At 71.0% G+C, this 12,242-nt stretch carries 6 protein-coding genes; 5 read left to right on the top strand and 1 reads right to left on the bottom strand.

The genetic code is table 11. The features are described 5' to 3' along the window. The first annotated feature begins 34 nt into the window (after nucleotides 1-34). On the top strand, nucleotides 35-1,684 hold the full coding sequence (hflX, locus tag L1088_RS01045) for a GTPase HflX (RefSeq protein WP_234553347.1): 1,650 nt from the start codon (nucleotides 35-37) through the stop codon (nucleotides 1,682-1,684). Here hflX and L1088_RS01040 read toward each other — a convergent pair. Further along, nucleotides 1,672-1,932 (bottom strand): acylphosphatase, encoded by a 261-nt coding sequence (locus tag L1088_RS01040; RefSeq protein WP_234553346.1) that lies wholly within the window; start codon nucleotides 1,930-1,932, stop codon nucleotides 1,672-1,674. The two genes, hflX and L1088_RS01040, sit on opposite strands and share 13 nt — an antisense overlap. A gap of 101 nt (nucleotides 1,933-2,033) precedes the next feature. On the opposite strand from L1088_RS01040, the gene L1088_RS12390 reads away from it, so the two are divergent. From L1088_RS12390 to L1088_RS01020, 4 genes are all read left to right on the top strand, one after another. Beyond that, the gene (locus L1088_RS12390; protein ID WP_326490743.1) at nucleotides 2,034-7,295 is read left to right on the top strand and encodes a hypothetical protein; all 5,262 of its coding nucleotides are present in this window, start codon (nucleotides 2,034-2,036) and stop codon (nucleotides 7,293-7,295) included. Next, a complete protein-coding gene (locus L1088_RS12525) occupies nucleotides 7,211-10,030 on the top strand; it encodes a translocation/assembly module TamB domain-containing protein (protein WP_326490742.1) in 2,820 nt (939 codons plus the stop codon). The genes L1088_RS12390 and L1088_RS12525 overlap by 85 nt, the downstream gene beginning before the upstream one ends. A gap of 12 nt (nucleotides 10,031-10,042) precedes the next feature. Then, on the top strand, nucleotides 10,043-11,074 hold the full coding sequence (tdh, locus tag L1088_RS01025; protein ID WP_234553345.1) for an L-threonine 3-dehydrogenase: 1,032 nt from the start codon (nucleotides 10,043-10,045) through the stop codon (nucleotides 11,072-11,074). Between the two features lie 101 nt (nucleotides 11,075-11,175). Next, on the top strand, nucleotides 11,176-12,237 hold the full coding sequence (locus L1088_RS01020; protein WP_234553344.1) for a PQQ-dependent sugar dehydrogenase: 1,062 nt from the start codon (nucleotides 11,176-11,178) through the stop codon (nucleotides 12,235-12,237). Nucleotides 12,238-12,242: the final 5 nt, after the last annotated feature.

Genomic DNA, 12,242 nt, shown 5'->3' with positions numbered 1-12,242 from the left:
GCCAGGGGCTGCGCTTTGGTATACTGAGGGGGCATTGGAGAAGATCTTTGGCAGGACGGAAGGGCTCAAGAAGAGCGAGCTCAAGAAGCTTTCCAATCTGTACCGCAGGCGGGTGCCCAAGGAGAGGGTGCTCACCCCGGAGCTGGCCCAGGCCTTGGCCGGGCTTTCCCAGGAGATCGGGAGGCCCATCAGCCTCCTCCTGGACCGGGAGGGCCGGGTGGTGCGGGTGGGCGTGGGGGACGCCAAGGACCTCCCCGTTCCCGAAGGGGCCAGGGCGGAGAGGCGGCTTTCCGGCTTCCGCCTCCTCCACACCCACCTGGCCAAGGGAGGCTTATCCCGGCCGGACCTCTCCGTGCTCTTCCTGAACCGCCTGGACAACCTGGCGGCCCTCGAGGTGGAGGAAGGGCGGCCCACCACCTTGCACCTGGCCTTCCTCTCCCCGCCCAAGGCCCAGGAAGAGGACTGGCGCATCCTTCCCCCTAAGCCCTACTTCCAGTACCTCGACCTGGACCTGAGAGGGGAGGTGGCGGCTTTGGAGGAGGAGCTGGCCCGCCAGGCTCGGGTGCGGGAGCTTGTGGATGGGAGCGGGGAGCGGGCCATCCTGGTGGGGGTGGACCTAGGGGAGGGCCCTGAGGCGGAGGCCGGTCTTTCCGAGCTCGCCGAGCTCACCCGAACCGCGGGAGGGGTGCCGGTCAAGAAGGTCCTGGTCTTCCGCCCCCACCTGGACCCCCGGTATCTGGTGGGCCTGGGCAAGCTGGAGGAGCTCAAGAGCCTCGCCTACCACGAAAACGCCTCCACCCTCATCTTCGGCCTGGAGCTCACCCCCACCCAGGCCCGGGAGATCGAGCGGGCCACGGGCCTCAAGGTCCTGGACCGCACCCAGCTCATCCTGGACATCTTCGCCCTGCACGCCAAAACCCCCGAGGCCCAGGCCCAGGTGGAGCTGGCCCAGCTCCGCTACCTCCTCCCCCGCCTGGTGGGGAAGGGGAAGGAGATGAGCCGCCTGGGGGGTGGGATCGGCACCCGGGGGCCGGGGGAAACCAAGCTGGAGGTGGACCGGAGAAGGCTCCAGGAGCGCATCACCCACCTGAGCCACAAGCTGGAGGAGTTCACCCGGCGCCGGGAGGAGGCGAGGAGGCAAAGGAAGCGCCGGGGGGTGCCCCTCATCGCGGTGGTGGGCTACACCAACGCCGGCAAGACCACCCTCCTCTCCGCCCTCGCCCGGGGCGGGGAGCCGGGGGAGGACAAGCTCTTCGCCACCTTAAGGCCCCTCACCCGCCGGGGCTTCCTGCCGGGGGTGGGGGAGGTCCTCTTCACCGACACCGTGGGCTTCATCCGCCAGATGCCCGCGGAGCTCCTCACCGCCTTCCGGGCCACCCTCGAGGAGGTGCGGGAGGCCGACCTCCTGGTCCACGTGCTGGACGCCTCGGAAGAGGGGCCCTTGGAGCGCTACCGGGTGGTGGAGGACCTCCTGCGGGAGCTAGGGGTGGAGGCCCCCAGGGTCCTGGCCCTCTCCAAGGCGGACCGGGCGGCCCCTTACGACGTCTACTACCTGCGGGAGCGGCTTGGGGGGGTGCCGGTTTCCGCGGTGAAGGGCACGGGGCTGGCGGAGCTCAAGGAAACCTTGGCCCAGACCCTTCTGGCCTCCGGGGTCAGGCCCCAGGCCTGGGCTCAGTACACGTAAAACCCCCTTAGGCCGGTTTCCTCCGCCCACTGCACCTCCACGCCCTCTACCCGGGACAGGCGGGGGCCCTGCTTGAGGTGGTGGAGGAAAGCCCGCAGGTCCTCCTCGGGGCCCTCGGCCACCACCTCCACCCGGCCGTCCGGCAGGTTCTCCGCGTAGCCGGAAAGCCCCAGTTCCAAGGCCTTCCTCTGGGCGAAGGCCCGGTACCCCACTCCCNTGGGGGGGGGGGGGGGCCCCAAAGAGGCCATGAGCACGCCACGTTGGCCTTGGCCAGGGGGGCAACCTTTGCGTGCGGGCACTTAGGGGGCTTGCCACGCGCTTTTCATCTCCCTTGCCTATCCTGAGGAGGATGCGGCGGGGGCTCCTCCTTCTGGGCCTGTTCCTCCTCCTTTTGCCGCTCCTGGCCTGGCCCCCCCTCTTGCGGAAGGCGGTGGAGGGGGCCTTGGCCCTTTCGGGCTTCCAAGGGCGGGTGGGGGAGGTGCGGGGTTTCCTCCCCGTGGGCCTGCGCCTTTCCCGCGTGGCCTTGGTGGGGCCGGGCCTGGCCCTGGAGGCGGAGGAGGTGGAGCTCCATTATGACCTCCTGGGCCTTTTCCGCCGGGAGCTTCCCCTGGCCTTGCGCTTGAAGGGGGCCAGGCTCAAACCCACCTGGGAGGCCTTGATCCCCGAGAAGCCGGGGCCGCCCCCTGCCCTGCGGGTGGTTTTCCGCCAGCTGGTGCTGGAGGACGCCCAGGTGGAGCTCCCCAAGGGAAAGCGGCTTTTCCTCCCTCCCCTGCGCCTCACCCTCCAGGGGGAGAACCCCTACGCCTTCCTGGCCCGGCTTCCCGGGGGGAGCTTCCGCGGGGAGGCCCGGGCCCTGGCCCCGGACCTCGGGGCCTGGGAGGTGGCCTTCCGGGGGGAGGTGCGGGGGCTTTCCTTCTTCTACGGGGGGCTTCAGGGGGGGACGCTTTCCGGAACCTTCCGCCTGGGGCCTGGAGGGGTGGAGGGGGAGGCGCAGGTGGCGGGGGGGGTGGTGGAGCTGGTGGGCTTCACCCTCGCCCAGGTGGCGGGGCCCATCCGCCTAAAGGAGGACCGGGTGGAGGCGGAGCTCAAGGGCGTGGGCCTCGAGGGGCCCCTGGCCGCCAAGGCCGAGGTGGACCTGAAGGGGGAGCGCTACCGCTTTGCCCTCACGGGCCGCCCCCGGCTTTCCGCCTTGGCCAGGCACTTTGGCCTCTCCCTGCCCGTGGAGGGGGATGGGGACCTCTTCCTGGAGGGGGATGGCTGGGAGGCGGTGCGCATCCAGGGCCGCTTTCAGGGGGCGGGGCGGCTTCTTTCCCAACCCTTCCGCCACCGGGGGACCCTTGCCTTTGACCGGGTCTTCTCCCTGCGGGCGGAGGCGGAAGGGAGGCTTTGGGACCGCGCCTACCGGCTGGCCTTTGGCCTGGAGGGGCAGGGCTACCGGGCGAGCCTCGAGGACTCCTTGGGAAGCAGGGTCTTCCTGAAGGGGGAGGGAAGCCGCACGGAGGCCCAAGGCCGCTTGGCCTGGCCCAAGCCCCTGGAGGGATGGGCTGAGGTGGCTTTCCAAAGCCAGGGAAGCCGCTGGCAGGCCCGGGTGCGAAGCCCTGGGGTGGCCCTTCCTCCCTTCCTTCCCATGGACCTCTCCGGGGAGGTGGCGGGGGAGGGGGATAAGGTTTGGGGGCGGCTTGGACCCCTGGCCCTATCTGGCCCCTGGAATGCCCTGGTCCTCCGCCTTTCCCCCACCCCCCTGGCGGTGGGGGCGGTGGAGGGGGAAGGGCGCCTCCTGGCGGGCAGGCTCCAGGCCGATCTCCGCTACGCCTCCCCCTACGCCGCCTTTCCCCTGCGGGTCCTGCAGGAGGCCTGGGGCTTCCGCCTCCTCAGCCCCTACGGGGAGGGGGAGTACCGGGGCGGGGTTTTGGCCCTCCGCCTGCGCGACCTCCCCATCCGCGCCTTGGACGAGTTCCGCCTTTCCGGACAGGCCCTTTACCGGGAAGGGGGGCTTTCGGGAAGGCTTTTCCTAAAGGGACGTTACCTGGAGGCGGAGGCCAGGCTGCGCCGCCTGGGGGCGGAGATTGGGGGGCGGTTCCAGACCCCCCTGGGGGCGCTGCCCTTCCAAGGGGCCTATGACCCCGGGGTGGGCTTGGCCCTGAGGAGCCAGGACCTTCGCCTCACCTACCGGGAGGGCCTGCGCCTTCAGGGGCGGGTAGCCTTGGGGCCCGTGCGCCTTTCTGCCGACCTGGCCTACGGGCCGGGGTTCTCCGGCTGGGCCGAGGCCGAGGTCTACGGGGTGCGGGGCCTTGTGCGCGGGGAGGGGGGAAGGCTTTCCCTCGCCCTTTCCGGGCGGGTGGAGGGGAAGGGGGAGGTGTACCCAAAGCTCCGGCTTTCCGGCACCCTGCGGCCGCCCCTGCCGGAAGGGGTGGAGCTTCCCCCCTTGGCCTTCCGCCTGGACCGAGGGGGCCTCGAGGTCTTCGGGGTGGGGCGGGTGGCCTTCCAGGGGGGCTTCCCCTTTGCCCTTTCCCTTCCCTTCCGCTACCAGGGCTTGGAGGGAGGGCTTTGGGCAAAGGGGAACCTGGAGGGGGGCGAGGTGCGCCTTTCCACCCCTTACGGGGAGGTGGAGGGGCGGGGCCCCTGGCGGGACCTGGCCCTATCCGGGGGGCTGGAGGTGCCCACCCTGGGGCCAGGGCGGCTTTTGGGGCGCCTGGACCTCCTGGGGCTGGCCTACCGGGGGGAGGCCCACCTGGAGCGGCTGGGCCTGCGCCTGGCCTTCCAGGGGAAGGGGGCGCGGGTGCACTTTTCCGGCGGGGCGCCCGGCCTGAGGGTTCTCGGGGGGTACGAGGGGGGGCTTTCCCTTCTCCTCTCGGCGGAGGGCTACGACCTCGCCCCCCTGGGCCTGCCCGTGAGGGCGGCGGGCACCTGGGGCACCCGGGGGGGGAGGCTTAGGCTTACCTCTCCGTATGGGGAGGCTCTGCTGACGGGGGAGGAGCTTCTGGAAGCCAGGGCCAGGTTTTCCGGGCCTTACTTCCAGGGGGAAGGGCAGGCTTCCCCGAAGGGGCTTTCCCTGGCCCTCCAGGGGGCCTACGAGGCGGGCGGGGTGGCGGTGCGCCTCCTTGCGGAGGGGGGCGGGCCGTGGAACGCCTTGTCCCTGTCCCTTTTTGGGGACGCCTGGGTGCCCTATCTAGAGCCGGTGCCCTTCCGGGGCCGGGTTTGGACGGAGGGCGGGGTGCGCTACACCCTGGAGGGGCCGGTGCGCCTTGCGGGAGAGGGTCTCCGCTACCAGGGGAGCTTTGCCCTGCCCTTTGCCCTCTTGGGCAAGGCGGGGCGCCTCGAGGGGCGCTTCTCGGGGGAGGGGCTCAGGGTGGAGGCGGCGGGAGAGGGAACTTGGGAGAACCTTCCCTTTGCCTTCCGCGGCGGGTACGAAAGGGAGCCCTTCCTGCGGGTGGAGTATTCCGGGGGGGAGGCGGCCCTTCGGGGGCAGGAGGTGCGCTTGGCCCTAAAGGAGGTGGCTCCCCTGGCGGCCCCTTTGGGCCTTCCCCTTTCCGGGGAAGCCTCGGGGAGGCTCACCCTGGGGGGAGAAGGGGAGGCTTCCGCCCGGCTCCGCTACGGGGAGGAGGCGGTGGCGGTGGACTACCGGGGGGGTACCCTGAGCCTCCTCCTGCCGCAAAGGGCCTTGGGCCTGGCCTGGGCGGTGCGGGAGGGTCGGCTTTGGGGCCTGGAGGAACTCCAGGGAGAAGGCCGCCTGCGCTTGGGGCCGGGCCTGGAGGGGGAGGTGGCGGGCGCCTTCCGCTACCGGGAGGTGGAGGCCAGGCTGGAAGGCCCCTTCTCGGACCTGGCCATAGCGGTGCGGCTGGCTCGGGAGGGCTTAGGGGAGGCCCGTTGGGCCGGGCGGTTGGACCTTTGGGCCCGGAAGGGAGAGGGCCAGCTCTACCTCGCCTCCCCCTACGCTGAAGGGGAACTACACCTCTTTTGGGAGGGAGCCCGCTACCAGGGGGAAGGGTATCTGCGGGGCCTGCGGTACCTGGAGCAGGAGGGCCCCTTGCGCCTTTGGGGCGAAGGGGCCAAGGTGGAGGCGGCTTGGCAGGCCCCCCTGGCCTTCGCCGCCCGCTACGACGGGGCCTGGCGCATAGGGGTGCGGGGGGAAGGGGAGGTGGAGGGCTTCCGCGTGCGGGCCGACCTGGCCTACGGCCCCGAGGGGTACCAGGGGACCCTCGAGGGGGAGGGCCGGGGCCTCCGCCTCCTGGGGGAGGGGGCGGGTTCCTTGCGCTTTTCCCTCGTGGGGGAGGATCTCCCAGGGGAGGTGCGGGCGGAGGGCACCTTGGAGGGGCTTGGCCTTTCGGGGGAGGCCCGCTACGTCCTCCCCCTGGGCCAGGCGCGCCTCCAGGCGGCAGCCCACCTGCAAGGGGCGCTTCCCCGGCTCTTCCTGGAGGGGGAAGGGTCGGTGGCGGGGGAGGGGGAAAGCCTGCCCTTCCGCTTCGCCTACGCCTACGAAGGCGGCCCCCTGGACCTCGAGGGCCTGGTCCTCCGGGGCCAGGCCCCGGGCTTCCGCCTGGACCTGAAGGGGGGGAGGCTTTCCCTAGAGCTGGATAAGGACCTAAGCCCCTTTGGGCTTCCCCTCCGGGCCCGGGGCCAGGCGGAGGGTCCCTGGGATGGGCCCATCGGGGTGGTACTGGAGCGGGCGGAGGGCAGGCTTTCCGGCCAGGTGTGGCTTTGGCCTTTGCGAGCCGAGCTTTCCGGGGAGGTGCTGGGGGAGGAGGTGGCGGGGACCTACGGGGGGGAAGGGGCCATCGTGCGCTTTGCGGGGCCCCGCCTGCGGGGCGAGGCCCGTTACCGGGAGGGGCTTTCCGGGGCCCTAGCCTTCCGTTACCCCCTGCCCGGCGGGGGGGTGGCCGGGGAGGTGGACCTGGGGAAGGGGGCCTTCCGCCTCCTGGGGGAGGGGGCGTGGCAGGGGGAGGTGCTTGGAGCCTTCTGCCTGCCCGCGCCCTTGGGGGCTTGCCCGGGCCTACAGGCGGAGGCTTCGGGGGAGGTGGCCTACGGGGAAGCGGCCTTCCAAGGGGCGTACCGCTACCGGGCGGAGGCGGGCTACCTGGGGGCACTTTCCGGGGAGGGGCGGGTGTCCACCCCCTGGGGGCAGGTGGCCGTCAAAGGCCAGGGGCTGGGGCTGGACCTGGTGGGGGAGGGGCTTCCCCTATGGGGGCGGCTGGACCTTTCCCCCTTCCGCCTGGCCTACCGCTACGGGGGCCCTTTGCCCCGGGGCCTGGGGGAGCTTTGGGCGGAAGGAGTCTACCCCGGGGAGTGGCTTGCAGGGCGCTACCGCTACGGGGAGGTGGAGCTTGCCCTTAAGGGGCTTCCCGGCTTCCGCGTGGCGGTAAACGGCGAGGGGCTTTCCGGGGAGGTGGGCCCCGAAGGGGTTTCCTTAGGGGCCCAGGGGTTCAGCTACGGCCCCTTGCGCTTTTCCGGACAGGCGGAGGGGCCCTGGGGGGCGGTGGGGCTTTCCCTGGGCCTTCAGGCCTTCGGCGGGGGGCCCTCGGGGGGGAGGTGGCCTGGAAGGGAAGCTGGGGGGGCAGGCTGGCCTTCCGGGAAGGCGCCTTGGAGCTCTTTGGGGAGGGGGTGCCGGGCCTAGCGGGGGAGGTTTTGGGGGAAAGGGTGCGCCTCCTCTGGCCGGTGCTGGAGGTGGGGGGGGTGCGGCTGGACCTGGCCGGGCGGGTGGCCTGGGGGGGGGGGCGGCTCCTGGCGGGCCTGGTGCCTGGGGGGCTCCAGGTGGAGGGCGCGGGGGAGCAGCTCCGCCTGGCCTACCGGGTGCCGGGGATGGAGCTTCCCCTGGAGGGGACCCTGGACCTCGGGGATTTCTCCTTGGCCCTCATGAGCCCGGAAGGGGAGGGGGCCCTGCGCTACGCCGCTGGGAAGGTGGAGGGCGCCTTGAGCCTGGACCTCAGGGGCTTCGCCCTGCGCCTTGTGGGGGAGGGGGAGCGGGTGCACCTTTTAGGAGCACACCCAGCCTGGCCCTGGTGGGCGGCGGGGGCAGGAGGCTTGGAGGGGGAGGTGGACCTCCAAGGCGCCTACCGGGTCACCTACCGGGCGGGGGAGGAGGTGGTGACGCTTTCCGGGAGGCGCCTCGAGGCCCACCTGAAGGCCGCGGGCCCCTACCTCGTGGGGGAGCTGGCCTACCCACCTGCGGGAGAACTTTCCCTGGACCTGCCCCTTCCCCCCTTGGCAAGCCGCTTCCGGGGGCGGGTGTACGGCGAGGGTTATCAGGTGGAGGGCGCCTTGGAGGGAGGCGTGGGCCGGGTGGGGGTGCAGGGGCGGCTCCTTCCCCTGTCCGGATCCCTGGAGCTTAAGGAAGCGGTTTTGGAGGATTTCCTTGGGCGCTATGTGCCCTACATCAAAGGGCGGGTTTCGGGGCGGCTTCTTGTGGAGGGGCAGGCGGCCAGGGGGAGCTTGGAGGGGCGGGCCGAGGTGGCGGGCACGGCCTTACCTTTGGCCCTCTCCGGCACCTTCGCGCCCGGGCGCCTCGCCGCGGAGGGGCGGCTCGGGGAAAGCCCCTTCCGGGTGGAGCTGAAGGAGGGGCGGCTGGACCTATCCGCTTCTCCCCGGGCCTTCCCCCTCCACCTCCTCCTCATGGCGATGGCGGGGCCCCTTGAGGGGGAGGCCTACTGGACGGGAGCCGTGCGCCTAAGGCTTCCCCTGGCCGATCCCTGGAGGGGGGAGGGGGTCTTGGTGGGGGAGGCCCTGCGCTTCGTGGGGGCGGGGGACGAGCTCAAGGGGCAGGCGGCCTTCCGCTTCCAGGACGGGCGGCTTTACGTGGACCATCTGCGCCTCACCGGTCGGGGCACCTGGGAAGGCGGGGGGTACTGGAGCCGGGAGGGGAGCGACCTCTACCTGAGTCTCAAGGACACGGTCTTCACCCCGGTGCTCCAGGTGGTGCCCGCCCTCAAGCCCTACCGCCCGGAGGGCTCGGGGAGCCTCACCCTCCGCTTGCGGAGGGAAGGCTTCCAGGCGGATTTCCAGGACTTCCGCTTCCGCCTGGGTCCGGTGGAGGGGTACCTGCCCCAGGGCCTCCTTTCCCTGAACGGGGGGGCCAAGGCGGAGGGGGAGCTCCTCCTTTCCGCCCCCTTCCCGGGGCGGGCCCGGCTGGGCCTCGAGGGCCAGTTGGAGGACTTCCGGGTCACCGCCAAGGGGGAGGTTTCCCTTCCCGGCCTCAAGGAAGCCACCCCGGCGGAAGTGGCCTTCCGCTACCCGGGCTACGGGGTGGAGATCCGCCTGGGGGAGGCCCAGGCCCAGGGAACCCTCTTCCCCTTGCGTTTGGCGGGCTATGGCCGCCTTCCCCTCTCCTATCCCCAGTACTACCTGCAAGAAGGCCTCCTGGACGTGAAGAGCTTCTTCCTCTACGAGGAAAAGGGCACGTACCGCCTCACGGGCAACGCCGAGGTGCTCAAGGCCCGCCTGGCCCTGCCTGAAGCCCGGGCCAAGGAGCTCTCCCAAGAGGGGGTGGAGGTGGGGGCTGGGGCCAGGCCGAGCCCCTTTCCTCTCTTCTTTGACGGGGTGCGCCTGTACGCGGAGCGGGGCATCCTGGTGCAGGAAAGCCTGGCCCAGGGGGAGCTTAAGGGGGAGGTGTTCCTGGGAGGGAGCTACGCCGACCCCTACCTGTCCGGACAGGTGGAGGCCTTATGGGGTAACTTCCGCCTGTGGGATTCCCTCTTTGCCCTGGATCTCGCGGGGAGCTTCCTGCGTTTTTCCCCGGACCGGGGCATCCTGCCTCAGTTCCAACTCAAGGCCCAGGCGGAAACCCGGGGCCACAAGGTTTTCCTGGAGGCCACGGGGGAGTTTTTGCGGGAAAACGGGCGGGTGAAGGTGCGCCTCGATCCCCACTTCACCTCGGACCCACCCCTCACTGAACCCGAGATCTACGCCCTCCTCACCCTGGGTACCCCCGATGTCACCCGGCTAGCGGAAACCTTGCCCCAGGCGGCCCTGGGGGCCGCTTTGGAGAACCTGGTGCTGGGCCAGCTGGAAAGGGAGTTGGCCCGTTCCCTGGGTTTGGATCGGTTCCAGGTGCAGCTTCCCGTGCTCCAGGGAGGGGACCTGCAGGAAACCCGTTTTTCCGTGGGCAAGTACCTGAGCCCTGAGCTCTTCTTGGGCTATGAGCTGGACCTAAGAGGGGAGCAGACCCTCAGCGCCCAGTACCGCCGGGATGGCCTGACCTTTTCCCTGGGCTCCACCTTCCTGCCAGGGGATGGCAGGCTTGCCCGCTTCACCTTCACCCTGGGGTACGACCTCACCCCGGCTTTGGGCTTGAGCTTCAGCCTCGAGGCCGCCGACACCACCCGCTTCGGCGTGGGCGCCCTCTACCGGTGGTAGCATGGCCCAGGTATGCGCGCACTGGCCAAGCTGTCCTCGGAACCAGGCCTAACCCTGGTGGAGCGCCCCGTGCCCGAGCCGGGCCCGGGGGAGATCCTGGTGCGGGTGGAGGCGGTGAGCATCTGCGGCACCGACCTGCACATTTGGAATTGGGACACCTGGGCCCAGGGTCGGGTCCGCCCCCCCATCGTCACCGGACACGAGTTCAGCGGGGTGGTGGAGGCCGTGGGCCCTGGGGTCAAAAGGCCCCAGGTGGGGGACCACGTGAGCCTGGAGAGCCACATCGTCTGCCACACTTGCCCCGCCTGCCGCACGGGCAACTACCACGTGTGCCTGAACACCCAGATCCTGGGGGTGGACCGGGACGGGGGCTTCGCCGAGTACGTGGTGGTGCCCGCGGAGAACGCTTGGGTGAACCCGAGGGAGCTGCCCTTTGAGGTGGCGGCCATCCTGGAGCCCTTCGGCAATGCGGTGCACACGGTGTACGCGGGAAGCGGGGTCTCCGGCAAAAGCGTCCTCATCACCGGGGCGGGGCCCATCGGCCTCATGGCGGCCATGGTGGCCCGGGCCAGCGGCGCGGGCCCCATTCTCATCTCCGACCCCAATCCCTACCGCCTGGCCTTTGCCAAACCCTACGCCGACCGGCTCATCAACCCCCGGGAGGAGGACGTGCTCGCGGTGGTGCGGGAGGTCACGGGGAGCGGGGTGGAGGTGCTTTTGGAGTTTTCCGGTAACGAGGCGGCCATCCACCAGGGCCTTCAGGCCCTCATCCCCGGGGGGGAGGCGAGGATTTTGGGCATCCCCTCGGACCCCATCCGCTTTGACCTGGCGGGGGAGCTGGTCATGCGGGGGGTCACCGCCTACGGCATCGCCGGCCGGAGGCTCTGGCAGACCTGGATGCAGGGCACCGCCCTGGTCTACTCGGGCCGGGTGGACCTGAGGCCCCTCATCACCCACCGCTTCCCCATGAGCCGCTACCAGGAGGCTTTCGCCCTCCTTGCCTCCGGCCAGGGGGTGAAGGTGATCCTGGACCCCAGGGCCTAACGCCGCTTGGGCACCCTCGGGCCCCGCCAGGGGCCCGAATGTGCTTTCCATTCTGGGAAGAAGCCTGGAGCTGGGGTAGCCTGGGGGGCAAGGGGGAAAGGATGCTCACGCGGAGGCGGGTGCTGGCGGGGCTCTTGGGCCTGGGGCTTGCCCAGGGGCAGGGCCTTAGGGCGGAGGAGGTGGTGGGGGGCCTCGAGGTGCCCTGGGCCCTGGCCTTCCTGCCCGATGGCGGCTTTCTGGTTTCCGAGCGGCCTGGGCGCATCCGCCTGGTGTGGGGGGGAAGGGCTTCCCTCTACGCGGAGCTTTCCGTCTACGCCCGGGGGGAGTCGGGGCTTTTGGGGATCGCCCTCCACCCCCGCTTCCCCCAGGAGCCCTACCTCTACGCCTACCGCACCGTGGAGGAAGGAGGCCTCCGGAACCAGGTGGTGCGCCTAAGGCACCACGGGGAAAGGGGCGTCCTGGACCGGGTCATCCTGGACGGCATCCCCGCCCGCGCCCACGGCTTGCACTCCGGGGGGCGCATTGCCTTTGGCCCCGACGGCATGCTCTACGTGACCACGGGGGAGGTGTACGAGCGGGAGCTGGCCCAGGACCTCGCCTCCCTGGGGGGGAAGATCCTCCGGATCACCCCCGAAGGGGCCCCGGCACCTGGGAACCCCTTTCTGGGGCGGCCCGGCGCCCGGCCCGAGATCTACAGCTACGGCCACCGCAACCCCCAGGGCCTGGCCTGGCACCCGGAAACGGGGGAGCTTTTTTCCAGCGAGCACGGGCCGAGCGGGGAGCAGGGCTTCGGCCACGACGAGGTGAACCGCATCCTGCCTGGGGGGAACTACGGCTGGCCCAGGGTGGTGGGCCGGGGGAACGATCCCCGCTACCAAGACCCCCTCTACCTCTGGCCCCAGGGCTTCCCCCCGGGAAACCTGGCCTTTTGGCGGGGGGTGCTTTATGTGGCGGGCCTGAGGGGGGAGGCCCTCCTGCGCCTGGTCCTCGAGGGGGAAAAGGGCCACTGGCGGGTGGTGCGGGTGGAAACCGCCCTATCGGGTTATGGCCGCCTGAGGGAGGTGCAACTGGGCCCGGACGGGGCCCTTTGGGTCACCACCTCCAACCGGGACGGGCGCGGCCGGGTGCGCCCCAATGACGACAAGGTCCTCCGCCTCCGGTAAGCTTG

It is taken from the genome of Thermus caliditerrae (assembly GCF_021462525.1).
Classification (GTDB): domain Bacteria; phylum Deinococcota; class Deinococci; order Deinococcales; family Thermaceae; genus Thermus; species Thermus caliditerrae.
The sequence above is the reverse complement of the archived record's forward strand: the minus strand, read 5'-3'. Positions and strand labels throughout refer to the sequence as shown.

Bases quoted from the DNA above. Each gene is read 5' to 3' on its own strand.
- L1088_RS12390 (WP_326490743.1), top strand. From the start codon at position 2,034: ATGCGGCGGGGGCTCCTCCTTCTGGGCCTGTTCCTCCTCCTTTTGCCG.
- tdh (WP_234553345.1), top strand. From the start codon at position 10,043: ATGCGCGCACTGGCCAAGCTGTCCTCGGAACCAGGCCTAACCCTGGTG.
- L1088_RS01020 (WP_234553344.1), top strand. From the start codon at position 11,176: ATGCTCACGCGGAGGCGGGTGCTGGCGGGGCTCTTGGGCCTGGGGCTT.